Source organism: Rhodobacter sp. CZR27, from assembly GCF_002407205.1.
In the GTDB taxonomy this organism is placed as follows: Bacteria; Pseudomonadota; Alphaproteobacteria; order Rhodobacterales; family Rhodobacteraceae; genus Cereibacter_A.
On sequence record NZ_CP023548.1, the window covers coordinates 2160338 to 2184039 of the forward strand.

Below are 23702 nucleotides of genomic sequence, written 5' to 3' on the forward strand. Positions count from 1 at the left end.
CATTTACTGTGCGAAGTCAGAGCGCGATGCCGTGACGCGCCGCGAGATCGGTGAAGAACTGCCACGCCACCCGGCCCGAGCGCGCGCCCCGCGTCGCCTGCCACTCGATCGCCTCGGCGCGAAGCGTCGCCTCGTCGATGACAAGGGCGTAGGCCGCGCAGTAACCGCGGATCATCTCCAGATACTCGTCCTGCGAGCAGGGATGGAACCCGAGCCAGAGCCCGAAGCGGTCCGACAGCGACACCTTCTCCTCCACCGCCTCGGAGGGGCTGATCGCGGTGGAGCGCTCGTTCTCGATCATGTCGCGCGGCATCAGGTGGCGCCGGTTCGAGGTGGCATAGAGCACCACATTCTCGGGCCGCCCCTCGATCCCGCCGTCTAGGACCGCCTTCAACGACTTGTAGTGCTGGTCGTCGTGGCTGAACGACAGGTCGTCGCAGAACAGGATGAACCGCTGCGACGCCCCGCGCAGGTGCTTCAGCAGCCGGTGAACGGAAGGCAGATCCTCGCGGCTGAGTTCCACGATCTTCAGCGGCAGCCCCTTGGCGACGACCACGGCATGAACCGCCTTCACGAGGCTCGACTTGCCCATGCCGCGCGCGCCCCACAGGAGCGCGTTGTTCGCCGGCAGGCCGCGGGCGAAATGCTCGGTATTGTCCAGCAGGATGTCCCGCGCCCGGTTCACCCCCACCAGAAGCGACAGGTCCACCCGCGAGACCTTCGCCACCGGCTCCAGCCGGTCGGGCGCGGTGTGCCAGGCGAAGGCCTCGGTGGCGTTGAAGTCGGGCGCGTCCAGCGGCGGCGGGCTCATCCGCTCCAGCGCCGCCGCGATCCGCGACAGCGGATCGCTCATGCCGTGCCGTCCTCTTCCTCGTCGTCGAACCACAGGCCCTGCGCCCGCAGCTCGGCCTCGCGCTTCTTCTCGATGCGGCGGATCAGGAAGATCGACGCCTCGTAAAGCGGGTAGATCGCGGCGAACAGGATCAACTGGGACATCATGTCGGGCGGCGTGACCACGGCCGCCACGATCAGGATCAGGACGATCGCGTATTTGCGCATGCCTGCCAGCCCGCGCGACGTCACAAGCCCCGCCTTGCCCATCAGCGTAAGAAGCACCGGCAACTGGAAGCAGAGGCCGAAGGCCAGGATGAAGTTGGTGGTCAGCGCCAGATACTGCTCCATCGAGCCCTGGAACACCACGCCGGCCAGCGGCAGGCTGCCGTCGGCTCCCACCGCCCCCGGCTGCTCGGTCATGAACTGCTGGAAGCCGAGGAAGAAGTCAAAGGCGATCGGCAGGACGACGTAAAACGAGAACAGCCCGCCCAGGATGAACATGACCGGCGAGGCGATCAGGAACGGCAGGAAGGCCGCCTTCTCGCTGCGGTAGAGGCCGGGCGCCACGAACCGCCACATCTGCGAGGCGATCACGGGGAAGGACAGCACGATCCCGCCCATCACCGAGATCCGGATCGCGACGAAGAAGCCTTCCTGCAGCTTGATCAGCACGAGGCCACAATCCTGCCCGCGCGCGTTCAGCGCGTCGCAGATCGGGTGGGTGAGGAAGTTGAAGATCGGGTTCCACACCGTGAAGGCGATCGCCATCCCCACGAGGAAGGCGGCAAGCGAGACCAGGATGCGGTTGCGAAGCTCGGCCAGGTGCTCGATGAGCGGGGCGCTGGAACTGTCGATGTCGTCGTTGCGCTCGGCGCTCATGCGTCACTCTTGCCATCGGCCGGCGCGGCGGGCGGCGGGGCCGACGCGGCGGCCGCTCCCGGTCCCTGCTGCGCCTGCGCCTGGGAAATCGGGCCTGCGGCGGGCTCGGACGGGACGACCGGCCGCGCGGGCTTCATCGGGTCCCACTTCTCGAACCGCTCGGCCGCCTGCTTCACCGCATCGAGGCCCATGCTGCGCGGGGAGGTGGTGTTCTTCAGGTCCTTGGCGACGTCCTTCACGCCGGTCTCGTCGGCGGCGGCCTCCATCGCGCGCTGGAATTCGCGCGCCATGTTGCGCGCCTTCGCAGTCACCCGACCAAGCGTGCGGAACATGTCGGGCAGATCCTTGGGACCCACCACGATCAGCGCCACGACGCCGATGACCAGCAGTTCGCTCCAGCCGATGTCGAACATCGGGTGCCGATCAGACCTTGTCGCGATCGGCGGCGGGCGTCACGTCGCGCGTCGTCTCGGGGCGGTTCTCGATCTCGGCGGTCTCTTCCTTGATGCCTTTCTTGAAGGCATTGATCCCCTTGCCGACCTCGCCCATCAGCGAGCTGACCTTGCCGCGTCCGAACAGGACCAGAACGACCACGGCGATCAGTAGCAGGCCGGGCAAACCGATATTGTTGAGCATCTCGCGTCTCCTGCGGCCGACATGCGGCCTCGCTTCGTCATGCCCTCATTTATTGGTTCGCCGCCCCGGATCAAAGTCCCTTTCGCAGCGGCTCCGCGTTTTTTGTTCCGAGCTTGCGCCACGGCAAACTTCTGCCCGCCTGCAAGGATCCGTCGGGCTGGGTCAGTGCCGCGCCGGGAAGACGAAGCAGCGGTCGCGGCGGATCATCAGCCACAGGGCGGTGCCCGGCTTAGGCAGGAAGACATTGGGCACCGAGGCAGTCAGGCGCGACCCGTCGAAATCCATCACGAATTCCACGAGGCTCTCGCGCCCGAGGAAGCGCGCGCGCAGCACGGTGCCGCGGGCGGCCGTCCCGTCGGCCGGGGTCGGATGCGGTCCGCGCCCGCCGCGATCAAAGTCGATCTTCAGGTGCTGCGGGCGGATCACGATCTCGACCTCGGCGCCGTCGGCATGGCCGGGGGTCAGGAACTCGCCGAAGGGCGTTTCGGTCAGCGCCCCGCGCGAGGTGCCGCGGATCACGTTGATGTCCGAGAAGAACGCCGCCGCCGCCCGGTCCACCGGCGCGTTGTAGACGTTGTAGGGCGAGCCGCGCTGCACGATCCGGCCGGCCCGCATCAGGGCTATCTCGTCGCCCATGCGCAGCGCCTCGTCGGGTTCGTGGGTGACGAGCAGGACCGCCGCCCCCTCCTCCTTCAGGATTTCCAGCGTCGTGTCGCGGATGCCGTCGCGCAGCCGGTTGTCGAGGCCCGAGAACGGCTCGTCCATCAGCATGACCCGCGGACGCGGCGCCAGTGCGCGGGCCAGCGCCACGCGCTGCTGCTCGCCCCCCGACAGCTGGTGCGGGTGCTTGCGGCCGTAGCCCGTCAGGTTCACCCGCTCGAGCAGTTCGTCGACGCGCCGTTCCTTCGCCTCGCGGCCGTCGCGCAGGCCGAAGGCCACGTTCTGCGCCACCGTCAGGTGCGGAAACAGCGCGAAGTCCTGAAACATCAGCCCGACCGAGCGCGCCTCGGGCGGCAGGAACAGCCCCGCGTCCGAGACCGGGCGGCCGTCGATCTCGATCCGCCCGGCATCGGGGCGCTCGACCCCCGCGATCATGCGCAGTGTCGTAGACTTGCCGCAGCCCGAGGGGCCGAGCAGGCACATCACCTCGCCCGCCGCGACCTCGAGCGAGACGTCGTTCACCACGGGGTTGCCGCCGAACGCGCGCGTCAGATGCTCGACCTTCAGACGCGGTGCGGGGTTGGCGGAAGACTGGGGCACGGGCAATCCGACTGTTTTGATCGGGTTCCCTTCTGACCGCTTTCGTCCGGCCGTTCAACCCTTGCGCGGCCCTGTTGCGTCATATCGTGAGGTTCGTGGCGCCCCCGTCCAGCAGCAGGTTCTGCCCGACGATGAACTTTGCCTGCTCCGAGCAGAGGAAGGCGCAGGCCGCGCCGAAATCGGCCGCCGATCCGTAGCTGCGCGTCGGGATGGTCGCCGCGCGCTGCGCCCGTGCCTCGGCCAGCGTCAGGCCCTGCGCCTTCATCACCCCGGCATCGAGTGCCGCGGCCCGGTCGGTGTCATGGATCCCCGGCAGCAGGTTGTTGATGCAGACGCCGTGCTGCGCCACCTGCCGCGCGGTGCCGGCGACATAACCGGTCAGCCCGGCCCGCGCCGAGTTCGACAGGCCGAGCACCGGGATGGGAGAGCGCACCGACTGCGAGGTGATGTTGACCACCCGACCCCAGCCGCGCTCGATCATTCCCGGCAGCAGCGCCGTCATCAGCGCGATGGGGGTGAGCATGTTGGCATCGAGCGCCCGGATGAAATCCTCGCGCGTCCAGTCCGACCAGAGGCCCGGCGGCGGCCCGCCCGCGTTGGTCACGAGGATGTCCACCGGTCCTGCCGCCTCCAGCACCCGGGCGCGCCCCTCGTCGGAAACGATGTCGGCTGCCACCGCCGTAACCGAGACCCCGAAGCGGCCGCGGAGATCGGCTGCGGCGGCCTCCAGCGCCTCGGCGCCGCGGGCGTTCATCACCAGATCCACGCCCGCCTCGGCCAGCGCCGTCGCGCAGCCAAGCCCCAGCCCCTTCGACGAGGCGCAGACCAGCGCCCGCCGCCCCCGGATACCCAGATCCATCGTGTTCCTCCCCTGCGGCCCTTGCCGCGGCCTGCACAGCCTTCGCGCGGCCCATTGGCCACGCCGTGTCGCGAACGTCGGTCCGCGCTGAAAGTTTGACCGATCGTTTTCGATTTGATAACCGCCTTCCTGCTTGACTGGGGGCAGCGGCCACCGGGCTGCCACTTCCGTTTCGGAGATCGGCCGGCACCACATGGGTTCGACAGAAACAGCCATCGAGGCACTTCCCGGGCACGCCTGCCAGCTTTTCCGGGCGGACGACATCTTCGTCAGCTCCGGCGCCAACCTGCACGACGGTCTGGCCGAACCGGATCAGGTCTGCCTTGGCGACAGCTACCAGCTCGATCCCGCGGCCTCTCCGCTGCGGCTGCTGATGGTGCCCGGCGCAGGGGCCGGGCTGCGCGTGGCCGAAGGGTCGGATGTGGGCCGGCCGGGCGACACGGTGCGGCTCGCCTGCCGCTACCGGCTGATGACCTCCGACGGGGATTCGGTCGAGCTTCTCCTTGTCCGGGTCGAGGGGGCGGCCGGCGGGCTCTATGTGCTGCCCATGTCGCCGCTCGGGGCGCGGATCGAATACATGCTGCTCAAGATCGAGGATGCGCCGCAGAATGTGGCGCTGGCCGATCTGCTCTGCGTCTCCTTCGCGCATGGCACGATGATCTCGATGGCCGACGGCAGCCAGCGACCGATCGAAAGCCTGCGGGCGGGCGACAGGGTGCTGACCCGCGACCACGGCCCCCAGCCGATCCGCTGGATCGGAAATGCCACGCTGCGCGCGGTGGGGGCCTTTGCGCCGGTCGTCATCACGCAGGGCACGCTGGGCAACATCGGCGATCTGGTGGTCAGCCAGCATCACCGGATCTTCCTCTACTACCGGCAGAGGAACGGGGATCTGCCCACGTCGGAGGTGCTGGTGCAGGCCCGCCATCTGGTTAACGGCGACAACGTCTACCTGCGCGAGGGTGGGTTCATCGACTTCTTCAGCCTCGTCTTCGACCGGCACGAGATCGTCTATGCCGAGGGCATCCCGGCCGAGAGCCTGATGGTGAACGAGGCGACGGTCGCCCGCCTTCCGGCTGAACTGGCCGAAGAGGTGCGCACCCGCTTTCCCGGCCTCTCGCAGCGCCAGCATGTCGGCACCGAGGCCAGCCGGCAGCTGATCGACCGCATCGGACCGCCCGGCGCGGGGCGCACCGCCGCGCGCTGACGACGCGCTTCCCAAGCGGCGGGGCAAGAGCTATATCGCGCCCCATGCTGGACCAGTCGAACCGCCCCGCCCTTCCTGCCGAAATCGCCCGCCGCCGGACCTTTGCGATCATCTCGCATCCGGACGCCGGGAAGACGACGCTGACCGAGAAGTTCCTGCTGTTCGGCGGCGCGATCCAGATGGCCGGACAGGTCCGCGCCAAGGGCGAGGCGCGGCGCACGCGGTCGGACTTCATGCAGCTCGAGAAGGAGCGCGGGATCTCGGTCTCGGCCTCGGCCATGAGCTTCGACTTCGGCCAGTGGCGCTTCAACCTCGTCGACACGCCCGGCCACTCCGACTTCTCCGAGGACACCTATCGCACTCTGACGGCGGTGGATGCCGCGATCATGGTGATCGACGGGGCGAAGGGCGTGGAAAGCCAGACGCGGAAGCTCTTCGAGGTCTGCCGCCTGCGCGACCTGCCGATCCTGACCTTCTGCAACAAGATGGACCGCGAAAGCCGCGACACGTTCGAGATCATCGACGAGATCCAGCAGAACCTGGCCATCGACGTGGCGCCGGCCTCCTGGCCGATCGGCATGGGTCGCGAGTTCCTCGGCTGCTACGACATCCTGCACGACCGGCTGGAACTGATGGATCGTGCCGACCGCAACCGCGTGGCCGAGTCGATCAAGATCGACGGCCTCTCGGATCCGAAGCTCGCCGAGCACATCCCCGCCGACCTGCTGGCGAAGCTGCGCGAGGATCTGGAGATGGTGGCCGAGCTTCTGCCCCGCTTCGACCGGCAGAGCTTCCTTGAAGGGCACCTGACGCCGATCTGGTTCGGCTCGGCGATCAACTCGTTCGGCGTGAAGGAACTGATGACCGGCATGGGCGAATATGGCCCCGAGCCGCAGGTCCAGAAGGCGGCCGAGCGCGGGATCGCGCCCGAGGAAGGCCCCGTCACCGGCTTCGTCTTCAAGGTGCAGGCCAACATGGACCCCAAGCACCGCGACCGCGTGGCCTTCGTCCGCCTCGCCTCGGGACATTTCGAGCGGGGGATGAAGCTGCTTCATGTCCGCTCGAAGAAGCCGATGGCGGTGACGAACCCGGTGCTGTTCCTGGCCGCCGACCGGGAGCTGGCCGAGGAGGCCTGGGCCGGCGACATCATCGGCATTCCGAACCACGGCCAGCTTCGCATCGGCGACGCGCTGACCGAGGGCGAGTCGCTGCGCTTCACCGGCATCCCCTCCTTCGCGCCGGAACTGCTGCAGGGCGTGCGGGCGGGCGACCCGATGAAGGCCAAGCATCTGGAAAAGGCGCTGATGCAGTTCGCCGAGGAAGGCGCGGCCAAGGTGTTCAAGCCGATGATCGGCTCGGGCTTCATCGTGGGCGTCGTGGGCGCGCTGCAGTTCGACGTGCTGGCCAGCCGGATCGAGCTGGAATATTCGCTGCCCGTGCGGTTCGAGGGCTCGGCCTTCACCTCGGCCCGCTGGGTGACCGGGCCCAAGGCCGCGGTCGAAGCCTTCGTCAACGTCAACAAGGGCCACATCGCCCATGACAGTGATGGGGACCTCGTCTATCTCACCCGCCTGCAATGGGACATCGACCGCGTCAGCCGCGACCACCCCGAGGTGAAGCTGACCGCGACGAAGGAGATGATGGTCTGACGGAGCGCCTCACCTGGCAGGGCGGCGCCGAGGAGGTGATCGTCCGCTGGCGCCGCCGCCGGGTCGCACTGGAATTCGCCCCGGGCGAGGCCCTTCCCTTCGACGCGGATCTGGCCGCCCTCGCCCGGACCCCGCTGCAGGATGCCGGCCCACCGGGCGCCGGAGCCTCCTCCCATGCCCGGAAGCGGCACGAGATCGCGCGCGACATGGCCGGGCAGAGCGAGCTTGCGCTGCTCAACGCGCTCTGCATCGCGCATCTGCGCAAGCGTCACTTCCCGGACGGCACGGTCGCGCTGTTCCGCCGGATCTGGCTGGAACAGGCCGAGGCGCTGCTGGCAGAGCTTCCGGCGCGCTGGCTGGTCTCCTCGCTGATCACCTTCGGCGACCACGGCGCCACGGAAGCCGAGCGTCGCCTCGGCGCGCAGATGGGCGTGCTGTTCGGACTGATCAAGCTTTACGAGGCGGAACGGCTGTTCTCGGGCCTCGCGCCGGACGAACCGTTTCGGCTGGGGCGTCGGGCGAAGGCGCCGCTTCCGCTCGGCCTGCCGGGCTTCTCGCTGGCGAAGGGCGGGCTGGATGTCAACCTGCTGGCGCCGCTCTGGGCCGAGGCACAGGCCGTGCCAATGGCCGGGCCGATCGCGCTCGTCCTGCTCGACCGGCTGAACGCCGACGCGGGAACCATCTTCCGCCGCATCGCCCGCATGCGCGAACGGCAGGCCGCGCCGCCAAAGGACGCGTCCGGGGCCGCGATTCCGCGCGCCAACCTTGACCCTGCGGGGAAATTGAGCTAAGGCGCCCCGAGGCCATCAGGGCCGAAGACGCCGGGACGCCCGGACCATCAGCGTCCCCTTGAGTTACATGCGGTCCGATACCGCATTCACAGGATGCTAATGACCAAGTTTTCCGACCTCGCGCTGGACCCCCGCGTGCTTAAAGCCGTTCAGGAAGCCGGCTACGAAACGCCCACCCCGATCCAGGCGCAGGCCATCCCGCATGCGCTTGAAGGGAAGGACGTTCTCGGCATCGCGCAGACCGGCACCGGCAAGACCGCGAGCTTCACGCTGCCGATGATCACCATCCTCGGCAAGGGTCGCGCCCGTGCGCGCATGCCGAGAAGCCTCGTCCTCTGCCCCACCCGGGAACTCGCCGCGCAGGTGGCCGAGAACTTCGACATCTACGCCAAGCACTCGAAGCTGTCGAAGGCGCTGCTGATCGGCGGCGTCAGCTTCTCGGAGCAGGACAAGCTGATCGACCGCGGCGTGGACGTGCTGATCGCGACGCCGGGCCGCCTGCTCGACCACTTCGAGCGTGGCAAGCTGCTGCTGAACGGCGTGCAGATCATGGTGGTGGACGAAGCCGACCGGATGCTCGACATGGGCTTCATCCCGGACATCGAGCGGATCTTCAGCCTGACGCCCTTCACGCGGCAGACGCTGTTCTACTCGGCCACCATGGCGCCCGAGATCGAGCGGATCACCAACACCTTCCTGACCGGCGCCGTGAAGATCGAGGTGGCGCGGCAGGCGACGACCTCCGAGACCATCGAACAGGCGCTGATCGAGGTCACCCCGACCCGCAAGGAGCGCAGCTTTGCCGACAAGCGCGCCGTCCTGCGCGCGCTGATCCGCGCCGAGGGCGAGGCCTGCACCAACGCGATCATCTTCTGCAACCGCAAGATGGACGTGGACGTGGTGGCCAAGTCGCTGAAGCAGCACGGCTTCAACGCCGCGCCGATCCATGGTGACCTCGACCAGTCGCAGCGCACGAAGACGCTCGACGGCTTCCGCGACGGCTCGCTGCACCTGCTGGTCGCCTCCGACGTGGCGGCGCGCGGGCTCGACATCCCGGCAGTAAGCCATGTCTTCAACTTTGACGTGCCGACCCACCCCGAGGACTACGTCCACCGCATCGGCCGGACGGGCCGCGCCGGCCGCAAGGGCAAGGCCTTCACCATCGCCGTGCCGCATGACGAAAAGCACGTGACGGCGATCGAAAGCCTGGTGAAGCAGCCGATCCCGCGCGGCACCCTGCCCGAGGGCTTCAGCCTCGAGGATCGCCCCGATCGTCCCGACCAGCCGCGGGCCGAGCGTCCGGCTCGCAACCGTCGTGGCCGCGAGCGGGACCGCGGCGAGCGCCGCGAGGAGCCGCGCATCGAGGCGCCCGAGCCGGTGGCAGTCGAGGTGCGGGAAGAGCGCGCGCCGCGCCGGGAAGAGCGTCGCGACGAGCGTCGGGGCCGGGATCGCGACCGCGACCGGGATCGCCGCGACGACCGTGTCGTCGGCATGGGCGACCATGTGCCGGATTTCCTGATGCGCAGCTTCCGCATCCCGAGCCTGTCGCTGGTCGAGGACGACGACGCCCCGGCCGAGGAAAGCGTCGAGATGGTGGCCGGCGAGGGCGAACTCTAGGCCCGAAACAAAAGCGCCTCCGCGGCGTTGAGGGTCATCCTCATGCCGCGAAAGGTGCTGCCATGCCTCGATTTTCCGTGATCCTGCCCCTTGCGGGGCTGCTGCTGACTGCCGCTTGCGGCGACAACGACACCGAGCGCGCCGCCACCGGCGCGGTCGGTGGTGCGGTCGTCGCCGGCCCGCCGGGCGCCCTCGTGGGCGGCGCGGCGGGCACGCTGATCGACTAGCCTTCCAGCAGGCGGCTGACGACGACGGTGACCTCGGGCTTCTTGCCGATCTCTTCCATCGCCACCTGACGCACGAGGCGGCGGATCGCCTCGTCCAGCTTGTCGTCGTCCCGCATGACCTTGGCCCCGGCCCGGCCAAGAAGGTCGGACAGTTCCTCTTCCATCGTGTCGGCCAGGGGCTTGCCGGTGCGTCCGCGCTCCGGCAGGCCCATCAGCTCCACCCAGGCGTCGCCGAGGGTCTCGTGCTCCTCGTCGAGGATCACCGTCGTCAGCACGTGGCCGTTCAGCGCCATGCGGATGCGGTCGCGCACCACCCCGTCGCGCGCGCCGATCAGCACGCTGCCGTCGAGGTAGCTGCGCCCGGTGTCGATGTATTCCGCAACCTCCAGACCTCGCGTCAGGTCGACCATCATGCCGTTGGTGATCACGTCCGACGTCAGCCCCTTCGCCGCCCCAATGCGGGCGTGCTCGCGCAGGTGGCGGTGCTCGCCGTGCATCGGGACCAGGACCTGCGGCCAGAGCAGGGTGTGCACCTGCTCCAGATCCGGCCGGTTGGCGTGACCCGAAACGTGGTAGAGCCCGCCCGAGTCGTCCACCACGTCAACGCCCATCTCGGAGAACGAGTTGACGATGCGGATCACGCCACGCTCGTTGCCCGGGATGGTCTTGGAGGAGAACAGGAACAGGTCGCCCTCCTTCATCTCCAGCCCGAGATACTTGCCGCGCGCAAGCTGCGCCGAGGCTGCCCGGCGCTCGCCCTGGCTTCCGGTCACGATCAGCATGAGATTGCCGCGCGGGATCTCCACAGCTTCCTCGGGACTGACCACGTTGGGGAAACTGGTCAGCACCCCGCTCTCCTGCGCCGCCTGCACCATGCGGCGCATCGCGCGGCCCAGCAGGCAGACCGAACGGTCGGCGGCCACGGCAGCCTCGGCCAGCGTCTTCAGGCGCGCGACGTTCGAGGCGAAGGTCGTGGCCACCACCATGCCGCGCGCGCCCGCGATCAGTTCGCGCAGCGGTTCGCCCAGCGTGATCTCGGACCGGCCGGGATGCAGCGAGAAGACGTTGGTCGAATCGCACATCAGCGCCTTCACAGGACGCTCGGCGGCGATGGCGCGGAAGGTCTCGTCGGACCAGGCCTCGCCCACCACCGGCGAGCGGTCCAGCTTGAAATCGCCCGAGTGCACGATCCGCCCCGCCGGCGTGTCGATCACCAGGGCCGAGCTTTCCGGGATCGAGTGCGAGACGGGGACGAACTGAACCTCGAACGGCCCGGCCTCGACCACCATGGGCCGCGCCTCGACCGTGGTGATGGCCTCGGTCGGCAGGCCGTATTCCTCGAACTTCAGCCGGCCGATGGTGGCGGTGAAGCGGCGGGCGAAGACCGGCGCCTTGAGCCGCGGCCAGAGATGGCCGAGCGCGCCGATATGGTCCTCGTGCGCGTGGGTGATGAAGATCGCCTCGATACGGTCCTTGCGCTCTTCCAGCCACGAGATGTCGGGCATGATGAGGTCGACGCCGGGCGTCGTGTCCATGTCGGGGAAGGTCACGCCCAGATCGACGACGATCAGCCGTTCGCGTCCCTCGGGTCCGTAGCCATAGACATAGCAGTTCATTCCGATCTCGCCCGCCCCGCCGAGCGGAAGGTAGATCAGTCGGTTCGCACTCATTCCGTGTCCTTGTTGTATTGGTGGATCAGGACGAGACCGTGCATGGTCAGATCGTCCTCCACCTTGTCGAACAGATCGAATCCCTGGTCGAATAAGGGTGCCAGGCCCCCTGTTGCGATGACCTTCATCGGGGCGTCCCGCTCGAGCCGGATCTGGCGAACGATGCCCTCGACGAGGCCGATATAGCCCCAATACACGCCGGACTGGATGCAGGCCACCGTATTCGTCCCGATGGCGGCCTGCGGCTTCGTCACGTCCACATGAGGCAGCGCCGCCGCCGCCATGTGCAGCGCCTCGAGGCTGAGATTGACGCCGGGCGCGATCACCCCGCCAATATAGGCGCCATCCTTGTCCACCACGTCGAAGGTGGTGGCGGTGCCGAAATCCACGACGATCAGGTTGCCGCCGTGGAAGTGGAAGCCCGCGACCGTGTTCACCAGCCGGTCCGGGCCCACGGTGGTGCCGTGATCGACGCGCGGCGCGACCGGCAGGCGGCATTCCGGCTTGCCAACTACCAGCGGACGGCAATCGTAGTAGCGGTTGCAGAGGACGCGCAGGTTGAAGACGACGCGCGGCACGGTCGAGGAAATGATCGCCTCGGAGATGCTCGCCTCGATCCGCGTCAGGCTCAGCAGCGTCGAGAGCCAGACGTAGTATTCGTCCGCCGTCCGCTTGTGATCGGTGGCGATCCGCCATGTCGCGAGGAACTGCGTGCCGTCCCAGATGGAGAAGACGGTATTGGTATTGCCGCAGTCGATCGCGAGGAGCATCGTCACACCTTCAGAAGAACACCTCGGCCGCGGGGATCGCCGCGCGGCCGTCCCGTGTCTTCAACACCAAAGCGCCGGACGGGTCCACCGTCTCGAAGATGCCCTCGCGAACTTGGCTGCCGGTGCGTGCCCGGATGGGCTCGCCCAGCCGCGCCGCATGGGCAAGCCATGCCTCGCGCGTGGGGCCGAAGCCGTAGCGGGCAAAGCTCTCCTCGCGGCGGGCATAGGCCGGGGCCAGCGCGTCGAGAAATGTCGTGGGCGCGATGCGCAGGCCCGTCTCGCCCAGCAGGCTGACCGGCAGGACGGCGCCCGGCTCGACCTGCGCGGGCTCGGGCGCGCCGATCAGGTTCACCCCGATGCCGATGGCCAGATGCTGGACACGCCCGCCCTGCCCGAGGCTCTCCAGCAGGATGCCGGCCAGCTTGCCGCCGTTCAGCAGCACGTCATTCGGCCACTTGAGAGAGAAGGCGCCGGGCAACCCCGTCAACGCCGCGCAGGCGTCCCGCAGCGCGAGTGCCGCGACGAACGACCGAAGCGCCACGACCTCGGGCGGTTCGGTCGGGTGCATGACGTAGGTCGCGTAGAAGTTTCCGCGCGGAGAGGCCCAGAAGCGGCCGCGCCGCCCGCGCCCCGCCGTCTGCTCGCCCGCCATGATCCAGGCAGGTCCCGAGAGCTGCGGCGCGAGGCGGGCCGCCATCGCGTTGGTGCTGTCGACCGTCTCGAGGGCGTGGCGCGCCACGCCCTCCGGCCAGGGATCAGCGGACAAGCGTTTCCGCCGCGACCGCGGCCAGCGGCTCCAGCCCGAACATGTTGATCACGCCGAGCAGGTTGACCGCCGCCGCCCCCATGAGCATCGCCCACTGAACGCCGTCCATGCGGCTGTCGATCGGGTCGGTCTCCTTGCCGAAATACATGTAGTAGACGATGCGCATGTAATAGTAGGCGCCGATGACCGCGGCCAGCACGGTCAGGATCGCGAGCCATGCCATTCCTGCCTTCACCGCCGCCATCAGCACGTAGAACTTGGCGAAGAAGCCGATGAAGGGCGGCACGCCGGCAAGGCTGAACATCAGGATCAGCACGGCCAGCGCCTTCAGCGGCTCGCGCTTGGCGAACATGTTCAGGCTGTCGATGCTGGTGACGGGGCGGCCGTCCTTCTCCATCGACAGGATGAAGGCGAAGGTGCCGATGTTCATGGTGGTATAGATCGCCATGTAGAGCAGCATCGCCTGCACGCCTGCGGCCGTGCCCGCGGCCAGACCCACCAGCGCATAGCCCATGTGGCCGATCGAGGAATAGGCCATCAGACGCTTGATGTCGCGCTGCCCGATCGCCGCCACCGAGCCGAGGAACATCGACACCACGGCGAGCGCCGCCAGCACCTGCCGCCAGTCGCCCGGGATGCCGCCGAAGGCGTCATGCACGGTGCGCGCAATCAGCGCCATGGCGGCGACCTTCGGCGCGGTCGAGAAGAAGGCCGTCACCGGCGTGGGCGAGCCCTCGTAGACGTCGGGCGTCCACATGTGGAAGGGCGCTGCCGAGACCTTGAACGCGAGCCCCGAGAGCATGAAGACGAGGCCGAACAGCAGTCCCAGCGGCACCTCCTGCTGCAGCGTCTGCATGATGCCCGAGAACAGCGTCGTGCCGGCATAGCCATAGACCAGCGAGGCGCCATAGAGCAGCAGGCCCGAGGACAAGGCGCCGAGGACGAAGTATTTCAGGCCCGCCTCGGTCGACTTCACCGAATCCCGCCGCAGCGAGGCCACGACATAGAGCGAGAGGCTCTGCAGCTCGAGACCCATGTAGAGCGCGATCAGGTCCCCCGCCGAGACCATCATCATCATGCCTGTGACCGAGAGGACGACGAGGATCGGGAACTCGAACCGGCCGAGGTCGCGGCGCTGCATGTAGTCCTGCCCCATCAGCAGCACCACGGCGGCCGAGCAGAGGATCACGACCTTGGCGAAGCGCGAGAACGGGTCCTCGATGAACATGCCGCCGAAGGCCGCGCGCGAGCCGCTGCCGCCGAAGCCGATCCAGACGGCGAGGAGCAGCATGAGCCCGGCCATGATCCAGGTCAGGAGCGGCGTCGTCCGGTCCTTGCCGGTGTAGACGCCGGCCATCAGCGCCACCATGGCGGCAGTCGCCAGGATCACCTCGGGAAGGACAGTGGAAAAGTCTGCGGAGGTCATCACTCGTCCCTCATTCCATGGCCAGCCGGGTGCCGGCCTCGAGGGCGGCGGTCGCGGACTGGTAGTCGCTTGTCAGGCGGGCCACCGACGGCCCGATGATGTCGGTGACAAGGCTGGGATACACGCCCAGCAGCAGCGTCATCGCGACCAGCGGGGCGAAGATCGCCTTCTCGCGCCGGTCCATGTCGCGGATCGTGCGCAGGCTTTCCTTCACCAGCTCGCCGAACACCACCCGGCGGTAGAGCCAGAGCGCATAGGCCGCCGAGAGGATCACGCCGGTCGTCGCGATGGCGGCAATCCACGTGTTGACCTGGAAGATGCCGACGAGGGTCAGGAACTCGCCGATGAAGCCCGAGGTGCCCGGCAGGCCCACGTTCGCCATGGTGAAGAACATGAAGATCAGCGCATAGGCCGGCATCCGGTTCACGAGGCCGCCATAGGCGTCGATCTCGCGCGTGTGCATCCGGTCGTAGATCACGCCGACGCAAAGGAAAAGCGCGCCCGAGATGAAGCCGTGGCTGATCATCTGGAAGATCGCCCCGTCCACGCCCTGCTGGTTCGCCGCGAAGATCCCCATGGTGACGTAACCCATGTGCGCGACCGACGAATAGGCGATCAGCTTCTTCATGTCGTGCTGCGCCAGCGCCACGAGCGAGGTGTAGACGATGGCGATGGCCGACATCCAGAACACCAGGGGCGCGAGGATCTCGGAGCCGACAGGGAACATCGGCAGGCTGAAGCGCAGGAAGCCGTAGCCGCCCATCTTCAGCAGGATCGCCGCCAGCACCACGGACCCTGCGGTCGGCGCCTGCACGTGAGCGTCCGGCAGCCAGGTGTGCACCGGCCACATCGGCATCTTCACGGCAAAGCTCGCGAAGAAGGCCAGGAACAGCAGCGTCTGCAGGCCGCCGACGATCTGGAAGCCCGCGATGCCCAGCGAGTCCGAGGCGAACTCGTGCTGCAGCAGCGTCGGGATGTCGGTCGTGCCCGCGTCCCAGTACATCGCGATCATCGCGATCAGCATCAGCACCGAGCCGAGGAAGGTGTAGAGGAAGAACTTGAACGCCGCGTAGATCCGCTCCTTCCCGCCCCAGATGCCGATGATCAGGAACATCGGGATCAGACCCGCTTCGAAGAACAGGTAGAAGAGCACGAGGTCGAGCGCGCAGAACACGCCCAGCATCAGCGTCTCGAGGACGAGGAAGGCGATCATGTATTCCTTCACCCGCGTCTCGACCTCCCAGGCCGAGGCGATGGTGAGCGGCATCAGGAACGTGGTCAGCATCACGAACAGGATCGAGATCCCGTCCACGCCCATCTTGTATTTCAGGCCCGCGATCCAGTCGTAGGTCTCGACGAACTGGAAGTCGGTGTTCTGCGGATCGAACCCGGCCAGCAGGAAGAGCGACACGAGGAAGGTCGCCGAGGTGGCGAGCAGCGCCAGCCACTTCGCGTTCCGCTGCGCGGCCGCGTCCTCGCCCCGCAGGAACAGCGCCATGATCAGCGCCGCCACCAGCGGGATGAAGGTGATGATCGACAGCAGGTTTTCCATCAGTGCGCGCCCCCCGTGAGCGTCATCCAGGTAATGAGGATCGCGATGCCGAGGAACATGGCGAAGGCGTAGTGGAAGATGTAGCCGGACTGGGCGCGGCCCGCGAGGCGGGTCAGCGCGGGGATGATCCCCATCGCCAGCCCGTTGATCGCCCCGTCGATCACCGCCCCGTCGCCGCGCTTCCAGAGGAAGGCACCGAGGAACCGCGCCGGACGGACGAAGATCGCGTCATAGAGTTCGTCGAAATACCACTTGTTCAGCAGGAACAGGTAGAGCGGGCGCTGCGCGCGGGCGAGGCGGCCTGGGAGCGACGGCTGCGCGATGTAGAACAGGAAGGCCACGGCGAAGCCCAGCACCATCGCGACGAAGGGCGAGACCTTGACCCAGACCGGGGCGTGGTGCGCCTCGTCCATCACGTGGTTCTCGGGTCCCATGTAGATCGCCCCGATCGGACCCAGCGCCGCAACTTCGCCCTGGGCAACCTCGCCGGCGGGTGCGGGGGCCTCGGCTGCGCCGGCATGGGTGCCGCCCTCGGGCAGGGCCTCGTCCGCGGCGTGGGTTTCGTCGCCATGTTCGGCCGCGGCCCCGGCATGCGCCTCGCCCTCTTCCGAGGCCTCGGCATGGTGCGGCATGCCGAACCAGCTCGCCACCCGGGTGTGGTCGCCGAAGAACACGTTGTACCAGATCATCCCCGAGAAGGCCGCGCCAAGCGCGAGCACCCCAAGCGGGATCAGCATGGAGTTCGGGCTTTCATGCGCATGGTCATGCGCATGGTGGTCGCCGCGCGGAGCGCCGAAGAAGGTCAGGAAGATCAGCCGCCACGAGTAGAAGCTGGTGAAGCAGGCGGCGACGACCAGAAGCCAGAAGGCATAGGAGGAGCCGACCCAGGCGCTCTCGATGATCGCGTCCTTGGACAGGAACCCAGCGAAGCCGATGTGGGTCAGCGGGATGCCGACGCCGGTGATGGCGAAGGTGCCGATCATCATGGCCCAGAAGGTCAGCGGGATCTTCGAGCGCAGGCCGCCGTAGTTCCGCATGTCCTGCTCGTGGTGCATGGCATGGATCACCGAGCCCGCGCCGAGGAACAGCATCGCCTTGAAGAAGGCGTGCGTGAACAGGTGGAACATCGCGGCCGAATAGACGCCCACACCCGCCGCCACGAACATGTAGCCGAGCTGCGAGCAGGTCGAATAGGCGATCACGCGCTTGATGTCGTTCTGCACGAGGCCGACGGTCGCCGCGAAGAAGGCGGTAGTGGCGCCGACGACCACGATCATCGTCTTGGCGTCCGGCGCGAATTCGTAAAGCGGCGACATGCGGCAGACGAGGAACACCCCCGCGGTCACCATGGTCGCGGCGTGGATGAGGGCCGAGACCGGCGTCGGGCCCTCCATCGCGTCCGGAAGCCAGGTGTGCAGGCCCAGCTGCGCCGACTTGCCCATCGCGCCGATGAAGAGCAGCACGCCGATCAGGTTCGCCGCGTTCCACTCGGTCCAGAGGAAGGTGACGTTCGTCTGCGCCAGCTGCGGTGCGGCCGCGAACACGTCGTCCAGCCGGATCGAGTCGACGAGGAAGAACAGCGCCATGATGCCGAGCGCGAAGCCGAAGTCGCCGACACGGTTCACCACGAAGGCCTTGATCGCGGCGGCGTTGGCCGAAGGCTTGCGGTAATAGAAGCCGATCAGCAGATACGAGGCGACGCCCACGCCTTCCCAGCCGAAGAACATCTGCACGAGGTTGTCCGAGGTCACCAGCATGAGCATCGCGAAGGTGAAGAACGAGAGATAGGCGAAGAAGCGCGCCTTGTAGTGCTCGTGGTGGTTCCAGTTGTCGTCATGCGCCATGTAGCCGAAAGAATACAGGTGCACGAGCGCCGAGACGGTGTTGACCACCACCAGCATGATCGCGGTCAGCCGGTCCACGCGGATCGCCCATTCGGTCGAAAGCGAGCCGCTCTCGATCCAGCGCATCAGGACGACCTGATACATCTCGCCGTCATGGGTCAGGAAGACGATCCACGACAGCAGCGCAGCAAGGAAGATGGCGGAGGTCGTGATGATCTGCGCGGCGCGCTCGCCGATCAGGCGCCAGCCGAAGCCGCAGATCAGGGACCCGATGAGGGGGGCCAAGAGGATGATCGTGGTCATAGGCTCAGCCCTTCATCACGTTGACGTCTTCGACGCTGATGGTGCCGCGGGTCCGGAAGAAGGTGACGAGGATCGCAAGCCCGATGGCGGCCTCGGCCGCGGCCACGGTCAGCACGAACATGGTGAAGACCTGGCCCGTCAGGTCGCCGAGGAAGCTCGAGAACGCCACGAGGTTGATGTTCACGGCGAGCAGCATCAGCTCGATCGACATCAGGATCACGATCACGTTCTTCCGGTTCAGGAAGATGCCGAAGATGCCGATCACCAGCAGCGCCGCCGCAACCGTCAGATAATGCTCAAGTCCCACCATTCTCGTCCCTCCGGCGCCGGGCGCCCGCCTGTCCTTGTTCCGTGGTCGGGGCCTTTTACAGGCCCTGCCCCGGCTTCACGTCCTTCAGTTCCATGGCCTTGGCCGGGTCGCGCCACATCTGGTGCAGCACGTTCTGGCGCTTGACGTCCTTCCGCTCGCGCAGGGTGAGCAGGATCGCGCCGATCATCGCGACCAGCAGGATCAGCCCCGCCGCCTGGAACAGGTAGAGATACTTGTCGTAGATCAGCAGCCCCAGCGCGCGGGTGTTCTCGATCTCGGCCGCGTTCGGCGTTACCGCCTGCCGGAGGCCCGGCGCACCCTCTGCCTGCACCCAGGCGCCGATGCCCATGCTGAGCTGCAGCAGGATCACGATCCCGATCAGCGCCGCGACCGGCATGTAGCGCGCCATCTCGCCCTTCAGCGCCGCGAAGTCCACGTCGAGCATCATCACGACGAACAGGAACAGCACCGCCACCGCGCCGACATAGACGATGATCAAGAGCATCGCGACGAATTCCGCGCCCAGCAGCACGAACATGCCGGCCGAGCTGAGGAAGACGAGGATCAGCCACAGCACGGCATGGACCATGTTGCGCGAGGTCACGACCATCAGGGCCGCGAAAACCGCGGGCACCGCGAAGCAGTAGAAGGCGAGATCCGCGATACTCATTCGTCCGTCTCCTCGAACTCGGCAAAGACGCCCTGGGCGATGTCCAGCGCCTTCTGCATGGCGGGCACACCGCCGAACATGCTCATCTGCCAGATCACCTCGGCGATCTCGCGCTTGGTTGCCCCGGCCGTCAGCGCGTGGCGGATGGTCATCCGGATCTGCGGCTCGGCATGGGCGCCGAGCACGGTCAGCGCGGCCAGCGTGACCAGAAGCCGGGTCTTGGCGTCCAGACCTTCGCGGTTGAAGGTCTTGCCGAACCACATCTCCAGCATGTCCTTGGGCATGGTGGGGATGAGCTTCTCGAAGTCCTTCACCTGGAAATGCTCAAGCGCGGGGTTGAACGCGCGGGCCATCTCGTGGCCCTGCTCGATCATCGCCTTGAACATCTTCGCCAGATCGTCATTCATCGGTAGGGCGCATCCAGTTCGAGGTTGCGGGCGATCTCGGCCTCCCAGCGGTCACCGTTCTGCAGGAGTTTCTCCTTGGTGTAGAACAGCTCCTCGCGCGTCTCGGTCGAGAACTCGAAGTTCGGGCCTTCCACGATGGCATCCACCGGGCAGGCTTCCTGGCAGAAGCCGCAGTAGATGCACTTGGTCATGTCGATGTCGTAGCGCGTGGTGCGGCGGCTGCCGTCCTCGCGCGGCTCGGCGTCGATGGTGATGGCCTGTGCCGGGCAGACCGCCTCGCAAAGCTTGCAAGCGATGCAGCGTTCCTCGCCGTTGGGATAGCGGCGCAGGGCGTGCTCGCCGCGAAAGCGGGGCGACAACGGTCCCTTCTCGTGCGGGTAGTTCAGCGTGGACTTGGGCGCGAAGAAGTACTTCATGCCCAGCCCGAAACCCTTGATGAAGTCGAACAGCAGGAAGTACTTGGCTGCCCGGCCGTAGTCGATTGCGCGGTTCTCACCCATTTCAGCCTCCCACCGTCCAGCGCGCCCAGAGGCCGCCGAACACTTCGAATTTCGCAAGGAACGCCACGACCACGACCCAGGCGAGGCTGAGCGGCAGGAACACCTTCCAGCCGATCCGCATGAGCTGGTCATAGCGGTAGCGCGGCACGATCGCCTTCACCATGGCGAAGAGGAAGAAGAAGAACGCCATCTTCAGGACCATCCAGAACGCGCCGTCAGGCAGCCCCGGGATGGGCGAGAGCCAGCCGCCGAAGAAGAGCAGGCTCAGGAGCGCGCACATCAGGAAGATCGCGATGTATTCGCCGGCCATGAACAGCAGGAACGGGGTCGAGCTGTATTCGACCTGGAAGCCCGCCACGAGTTCGGATTCCGCCTCCGGCAGGTCGAAGGGCGGGCGGTTGGTCTCGGCCAGAGCCGAGATGAAGAACAGCGCGACCATCGGCAGGTGCGGCAGCCAGTACCAGTTGAAGAGGCCGAAGCTGCCGTCCTGCGCCTCGACGATGTGCGTGAGGTTCATCGAGCCGGTCGAGATGATGATCCCGATGATGATCAGGCCGAGCGACACCTCGTACGAGATCATCTGCGCCGCCGAGCGCAGCGAGCCGAGGAAGGGATATTTCGAGTTCGACGCCCAGCCGCCCATGATCACGCCATAGACCTCGAGCGAGGAGGCGGCGAAGACGAACAGGATCGCCACGTTGATGTCCGAGAGCACCCAGCCCGGGTTGAACGGGATCACCGCCCAGGCCAGCACCGCCAGCACGAAGGAGATCAGCGGCGCGAGGAAGAACACCGGGCGGTCGACGCCCGCGGGCACCACCACTTCCTTGAAGATGTACTTCGCGGCATCCGCCACGGTCTGCAGCAGGCCGAAGGGTCCGACAACGTTCGGGCCGCGCCGCATCTGCACCGCCGCCCAGATCTTGCGGTCGCCATAGACGAGGAACAGGAGCGAGATCATCACGAAGCCGATGACCAGCAGGCCCTGCGCCGCCATCAGGAGCACGATCCCCGTTCCCGTGTTCAGAAAGTCACCCATGGCGCCTCGCATCCCTCATGCCGATCGTCATATCGTCGGTATTCCCTGTTCCCGGCAATCGCGCGCCGTCACCTCGGCGTCGATCGTCTGCACGCCGCGGGGCAGCGTGGCCGAAATGGTGTAAATCGCATCGCCCCGCCAAATGCCACCCCTCTCTGCGACATTTGTACGCAGATGGCGGGCAAAGCCATAGCCGCGGATCAGCGCGTATTGCGCGGCCGCGCAGCGGGCATAGTCCTCGACATCCGGTATGCCCCGCGCGCCTTCCATCTCGACGAGGAAGTTCACGAGGTCGTCGTCCAGAAGCCGGGTCTCGATGCCGTTGTAGACCGGCGTGAACTCCTCTTCCGCCAAAGCGGCCTCGGGTGCGGCCGGCTGGCCGCACGAGGCGAGGCCCGCCAGAGCGAGCCCCATCGGAAAGAGGACGGCCGGCCGCACGCCCCTACTCCGCCGCAAGCGAGGGCTGGCCCCGCCGCGAGGCCAGGGCCGAAAGCTCGGCCATCAGGGCCGAGGCGCGCGCGATCGGGTTGGTCAGGTAGAAATCCCGCACGGCGAGGCGGAAGTCGGCCCTGGCCGGATCGCGCAGCGGAAGCGGCTGCCATGCGTTTTGCGCCACCTGATCGACGCGGCCCAGATGCGGCACCGCCTCGACCAGCTTGCGGCGCAGAGCCGCCATCGTATCCCAGGGCAGCGTCTGGCCGACTTCGGCCGAGAGCGCGCGCAGGATCGCCCAGTTCTCCTTGGCCTCGCCCGGCGGGAAGCCCGCGCGGAAGGCAAGCTGCGGCCGGCCTTCGGTGTTCACGAACAGGCCGTTCTCCTCGGTATAGGCGGCGGCGGGCAGGATCACGTCGGCGCGGTGCGCGCCACGGTCGCCGTGGCTGCCCTGATAGATCACGATGGGACCGGCGCCGATCTCGACCTCATCGGCGCCGAGGTTGAAGATCACCTCGGCCCCCTCGATGGCCGCGGGAAGGCCGCCCTCGGTCACCGCGCCTACATCCATCGCGCCCACGCGGGCGGCGGCGGTGTGCAGCACCAGCAGCTTCACACCCAGCGTCTCCACCAGCTTCATCGCCTGCGCCAGCACCGCCTCGCCATCGGCCTCGCGCAGCGCGCCCTGCCCGACGATCACGATGCCCGGCTTGCCGTCCGGCCCGTTCCGTTCCGCCTCGGCCACCAGCGACAGGAGCGCGGCCCGGTCGGTGCCGATATGGGCGTAGTCATAGGTCAGATCGACCGCCGGACCGACCACGGCCACCTGCGCGCCCTGCAGCCACGCCTTGCGGATGCGGGCGTTCAGCACCGGCGCCTCGTCGCGCGGGTTGCAGCCGACCAGCAGGATCGCCTTCGCGCTGTCGATGTCCTCGATGGCGGCGGTGCCGACATAGGCCGAACGGTTGCCCGCGGGTAGCCGCGCGCCGTCGGTCCGGCATTCCACCTTGCCGCCAAGCCCCTCGACCAGCACCTTCAGCGAGAAGGCGGCCTCGACCGGCACCAGATCGCCCACAAGACCCGCGACCTTGCGGCCCTTGAGCGCGGCGGCGACGGTCTGAAGCGCCTCGCCCCAGGTCGCCTTCCGCAGCTTACCGTTCTCGCGCACGTAGGGCGAGTCGAGGCGCTGGCGGCGCAGGCCGTCCCAGACAAAGCGGGTCTTGTCGCTGATCCACTCCTCGTTCACGCCGTCATGGTTGCGCGGCAGGATGCGCATGACTTCGCGGCCCTTGGTGTCCACGCGGATGTTCGACCCGAGCGCATCCATCACGTCGATCGACTCGGTCTTGCTCAACTCCCAGGGGCGCGCGGTGAAGGCATAGGGCTTCGAGGTCAGCGCGCCGACCGGGCAGAGGTCGATGATGTTGCCCTGCAGGTTCGAGTCGAGCGTCTGGTTGAGGTAGCTCGTGATCTCCGAGTCCTCGCCGCGGCCGGTCTGGCCCATCTGGCTGATGCCCGCGACCTCGGTCGTGAAGCGGACGCAGCGGGTGCACGAGATGCAGCGCGTCATCTGCGTCGCGACCAGCGGGCCGAGGTTCAGGTTCTCGGACGCCCGCTTCGGCTCGCGGTAGCGGCTGAAATCGACGCCATAGGCCATGGCCTGGTCCTGCAGGTCGCATTCGCCGCCCTGGTCGCAGATCGGGCAATCGAGCGGGTGGTTGATGAGCAGGAACTCCATCACCCCTTCGCGGGCCTTCTTGACCATCGGCGAGTTGGTCTTGACCACCGGCGGCTCGCCGTTCGGCCCGGGCCGCAGGTCGCGCACCTGCATGGCGCAGGAGGCGGTGGGCTTCGGCGGGCCGCCGACGACTTCCACGAGGCACATGCGGCAGTTGCCAGCGATCGACAGGCGCTCGTGATAGCAGAAGCGCGGAATCTCGATCCCGACCTCCTCGGCCGCCTGCAGCAGCGTCATGGCGCCGTCGACCTCGACCTCGATACCGTCGATGATGATCTTCTTGAGGTTGCTCATCCGCCTACTCCGCCGCGATGAG

General features: G+C 67.4%; 24 protein-coding genes. 5 read left to right on the top strand and 19 right to left on the bottom strand.

Annotated features, from left to right (window positions below; all coding sequences use genetic code 11):
* Positions 1-16: 16 nt before the first annotated feature.
* The 6 genes from CK951_RS10525 to CK951_RS10550 all read right to left on the bottom strand — a co-directional run bounded on the left by CK951_RS10525 (position 17) and on the right by CK951_RS10550 (position 4468).
* Complete coding sequence (locus CK951_RS10525; protein WP_096786104.1) at positions 17-853, bottom strand: ATP-binding protein; 837 nt, start codon at positions 851-853, stop codon at positions 17-19.
* Entirely contained in the window at positions 850-1713 is an 864-nt protein-coding gene (tatC, locus tag CK951_RS10530) for a twin-arginine translocase subunit TatC (RefSeq protein ID WP_096786105.1), read from the bottom strand. Before tatC ends, CK951_RS10525 begins: the two co-directional genes overlap by 4 nt.
* A complete protein-coding gene (gene tatB / locus CK951_RS10535) occupies positions 1710-2126 on the bottom strand; it encodes a Sec-independent protein translocase protein TatB (protein WP_096786106.1) in 417 nt (138 codons plus the stop codon). The genes tatC and tatB overlap by 4 nt, the downstream gene beginning before the upstream one ends.
* A gap of 10 nt (positions 2127-2136) precedes the next feature.
* Positions 2137-2349, bottom strand: a complete 213-nt coding sequence (tatA, locus tag CK951_RS10540; protein WP_096786107.1) for a twin-arginine translocase TatA/TatE family subunit — start codon at positions 2347-2349, stop codon at positions 2137-2139.
* A 162-nt stretch (positions 2350-2511) separates the two neighbouring features.
* Positions 2512-3609, bottom strand: coding sequence for an ABC transporter ATP-binding protein (locus CK951_RS10545; RefSeq protein ID WP_096787229.1), 1098 nt, complete (start codon positions 3607-3609; stop codon positions 2512-2514).
* Between the two features lie 79 nt (positions 3610-3688).
* The gene (locus CK951_RS10550; protein ID WP_096786108.1) at positions 3689-4468 is read right to left on the bottom strand and encodes an SDR family oxidoreductase; all 780 of its coding nucleotides are present in this window, start codon (positions 4466-4468) and stop codon (positions 3689-3691) included.
* Between the two features lie 193 nt (positions 4469-4661).
* On the opposite strand from CK951_RS10550, the gene CK951_RS10555 reads away from it, so the two are divergent.
* From CK951_RS10555 to CK951_RS10575, 5 genes are all read left to right on the top strand, one after another.
* Positions 4662-5675, top strand: coding sequence for a Hint domain-containing protein (locus CK951_RS10555; protein ID WP_096786109.1), 1014 nt, complete (start codon positions 4662-4664; stop codon positions 5673-5675).
* A 44-nt stretch (positions 5676-5719) separates the two neighbouring features.
* Positions 5720-7324: a peptide chain release factor 3 gene (locus tag CK951_RS10560; protein ID WP_096786110.1), complete on the top strand. Its 1605-nt coding sequence runs from the start codon at positions 5720-5722 to the stop codon at positions 7322-7324.
* A 35-nt stretch (positions 7325-7359) separates the two neighbouring features.
* Positions 7360-8115, top strand: a complete 756-nt coding sequence (locus tag CK951_RS10565; RefSeq protein WP_096786111.1) for a hypothetical protein — start codon at positions 7360-7362, stop codon at positions 8113-8115.
* A gap of 99 nt (positions 8116-8214) precedes the next feature.
* Positions 8215-9732, top strand: a complete 1518-nt coding sequence (locus CK951_RS10570; RefSeq protein WP_198402342.1) for a DEAD/DEAH box helicase — start codon at positions 8215-8217, stop codon at positions 9730-9732.
* A 62-nt stretch (positions 9733-9794) separates the two neighbouring features.
* Positions 9795-9959 carry a hypothetical protein gene (locus CK951_RS10575; protein WP_096786113.1) on the top strand — a complete coding sequence of 55 codons (165 nt, stop codon included), beginning with the start codon at positions 9795-9797 and terminating at the stop codon, positions 9957-9959.
* Here CK951_RS10575 and CK951_RS10580 read toward each other — a convergent pair.
* From CK951_RS10580 to nuoG, 13 genes are read right to left on the bottom strand one after another with little or no spacing between them, the layout of a single operon-like run.
* A complete protein-coding gene (locus tag CK951_RS10580; protein WP_096786114.1) occupies positions 9956-11629 on the bottom strand; it encodes a ribonuclease J in 1674 nt (557 codons plus the stop codon). The genes CK951_RS10575 and CK951_RS10580 overlap by 4 nt on opposite strands.
* Entirely contained in the window at positions 11626-12399 is a 774-nt protein-coding gene (locus tag CK951_RS10585) for a type III pantothenate kinase (protein ID WP_096786115.1), read from the bottom strand. Before CK951_RS10585 ends, CK951_RS10580 begins: the two co-directional genes overlap by 4 nt.
* A 10-nt stretch (positions 12400-12409) precedes the next feature.
* A complete protein-coding gene (locus CK951_RS10590) occupies positions 12410-13165 on the bottom strand; it encodes a biotin--[acetyl-CoA-carboxylase] ligase (protein WP_096786116.1) in 756 nt (251 codons plus the stop codon).
* Positions 13155-14591: an NADH-quinone oxidoreductase subunit NuoN gene (gene nuoN / locus CK951_RS10595; RefSeq protein ID WP_096786117.1), complete on the bottom strand. Its 1437-nt coding sequence runs from the start codon at positions 14589-14591 to the stop codon at positions 13155-13157. The genes CK951_RS10590 and nuoN overlap by 11 nt, the downstream gene beginning before the upstream one ends.
* A 10-nt stretch (positions 14592-14601) precedes the next feature.
* Positions 14602-16143: an NADH-quinone oxidoreductase subunit M gene (locus CK951_RS10600; protein WP_096786118.1), complete on the bottom strand. Its 1542-nt coding sequence runs from the start codon at positions 16141-16143 to the stop codon at positions 14602-14604.
* Entirely contained in the window at positions 16143-18290 is a 2148-nt protein-coding gene (gene nuoL / locus CK951_RS10605; protein WP_096786119.1) for an NADH-quinone oxidoreductase subunit L, read from the bottom strand. Before nuoL ends, CK951_RS10600 begins: the two co-directional genes overlap by 1 nt.
* Positions 18291-18294: 4 nt before the next feature.
* A complete protein-coding gene (gene nuoK / locus CK951_RS10610; protein WP_096786120.1) occupies positions 18295-18600 on the bottom strand; it encodes an NADH-quinone oxidoreductase subunit NuoK in 306 nt (101 codons plus the stop codon).
* A gap of 55 nt (positions 18601-18655) precedes the next feature.
* Positions 18656-19270, bottom strand: a complete 615-nt coding sequence (locus CK951_RS10615; protein ID WP_096786121.1) for an NADH-quinone oxidoreductase subunit J — start codon at positions 19268-19270, stop codon at positions 18656-18658.
* Positions 19267-19677, bottom strand: a complete 411-nt coding sequence (locus tag CK951_RS10620) for a carboxymuconolactone decarboxylase family protein (protein WP_096786122.1) — start codon at positions 19675-19677, stop codon at positions 19267-19269. The genes CK951_RS10615 and CK951_RS10620 overlap by 4 nt, the downstream gene beginning before the upstream one ends.
* Positions 19674-20177, bottom strand: a complete 504-nt coding sequence (gene nuoI, locus CK951_RS10625; protein ID WP_096786123.1) for an NADH-quinone oxidoreductase subunit NuoI — start codon at positions 20175-20177, stop codon at positions 19674-19676. The genes CK951_RS10620 and nuoI overlap by 4 nt, the downstream gene beginning before the upstream one ends.
* A gap of 1 nt (position 20178) precedes the next feature.
* The gene (gene nuoH, locus CK951_RS10630) at positions 20179-21216 is read right to left on the bottom strand and encodes an NADH-quinone oxidoreductase subunit NuoH (protein ID WP_096786124.1); all 1038 of its coding nucleotides are present in this window, start codon (positions 21214-21216) and stop codon (positions 20179-20181) included.
* A gap of 27 nt (positions 21217-21243) precedes the next feature.
* The gene (locus tag CK951_RS10635) at positions 21244-21654 is read right to left on the bottom strand and encodes a hypothetical protein (protein WP_096786125.1); all 411 of its coding nucleotides are present in this window, start codon (positions 21652-21654) and stop codon (positions 21244-21246) included.
* 4 nt (positions 21655-21658) lie between these two features.
* On the bottom strand, positions 21659-23680 hold the full coding sequence (gene nuoG, locus CK951_RS10640) for an NADH-quinone oxidoreductase subunit NuoG (protein WP_096786126.1): 2022 nt from the start codon (positions 23678-23680) through the stop codon (positions 21659-21661).
* Positions 23681-23702: the final 22 nt, after the last annotated feature.

Coding starts and splice junctions, on each gene's coding strand:
- CK951_RS10525 (WP_096786104.1), bottom strand. CDS start 853: ATGAGCGATCCGCTGTCGCGGATCGCGGCGGCGCTGGAGCGGATGAGC.
- tatC (WP_096786105.1), bottom strand. CDS start 1,713: ATGAGCGCCGAGCGCAACGACGACATCGACAGTTCCAGCGCCCCGCTC.
- tatB (WP_096786106.1), bottom strand. CDS start 2,126: ATGTTCGACATCGGCTGGAGCGAACTGCTGGTCATCGGCGTCGTGGCG.
- tatA (WP_096786107.1), bottom strand. CDS start 2,349: ATGCTCAACAATATCGGTTTGCCCGGCCTGCTACTGATCGCCGTGGTC.
- CK951_RS10550 (WP_096786108.1), bottom strand. CDS start 4,468: ATGGATCTGGGTATCCGGGGGCGGCGGGCGCTGGTCTGCGCCTCGTCG.
- CK951_RS10555 (WP_096786109.1), top strand. CDS start 4,662: ATGGGTTCGACAGAAACAGCCATCGAGGCACTTCCCGGGCACGCCTGC.
- CK951_RS10560 (WP_096786110.1), top strand. CDS start 5,720: ATGCTGGACCAGTCGAACCGCCCCGCCCTTCCTGCCGAAATCGCCCGC.
- CK951_RS10570 (WP_198402342.1), top strand. CDS start 8,215: ATGACCAAGTTTTCCGACCTCGCGCTGGACCCCCGCGTGCTTAAAGCC.
- CK951_RS10575 (WP_096786113.1), top strand. CDS start 9,795: ATGCCTCGATTTTCCGTGATCCTGCCCCTTGCGGGGCTGCTGCTGACT.
- CK951_RS10580 (WP_096786114.1), bottom strand. CDS start 11,629: ATGAGTGCGAACCGACTGATCTACCTTCCGCTCGGCGGGGCGGGCGAG.
- CK951_RS10585 (WP_096786115.1), bottom strand. CDS start 12,399: ATGCTCCTCGCGATCGACTGCGGCAATACCAATACCGTCTTCTCCATC.
- nuoN (WP_096786117.1), bottom strand. CDS start 14,591: ATGACCTCCGCAGACTTTTCCACTGTCCTTCCCGAGGTGATCCTGGCG.
- CK951_RS10600 (WP_096786118.1), bottom strand. CDS start 16,143: ATGGAAAACCTGCTGTCGATCATCACCTTCATCCCGCTGGTGGCGGCG.
- nuoL (WP_096786119.1), bottom strand. CDS start 18,290: ATGACCACGATCATCCTCTTGGCCCCCCTCATCGGGTCCCTGATCTGC.
- nuoK (WP_096786120.1), bottom strand. CDS start 18,600: ATGGTGGGACTTGAGCATTATCTGACGGTTGCGGCGGCGCTGCTGGTG.
- CK951_RS10615 (WP_096786121.1), bottom strand. CDS start 19,270: ATGAGTATCGCGGATCTCGCCTTCTACTGCTTCGCGGTGCCCGCGGTT.
- CK951_RS10620 (WP_096786122.1), bottom strand. CDS start 19,677: ATGAATGACGATCTGGCGAAGATGTTCAAGGCGATGATCGAGCAGGGC.
- nuoI (WP_096786123.1), bottom strand. CDS start 20,177: ATGGGTGAGAACCGCGCAATCGACTACGGCCGGGCAGCCAAGTACTTC.
- nuoH (WP_096786124.1), bottom strand. CDS start 21,216: ATGGGTGACTTTCTGAACACGGGAACGGGGATCGTGCTCCTGATGGCG.
- nuoG (WP_096786126.1), bottom strand. CDS start 23,680: ATGAGCAACCTCAAGAAGATCATCATCGACGGTATCGAGGTCGAGGTC.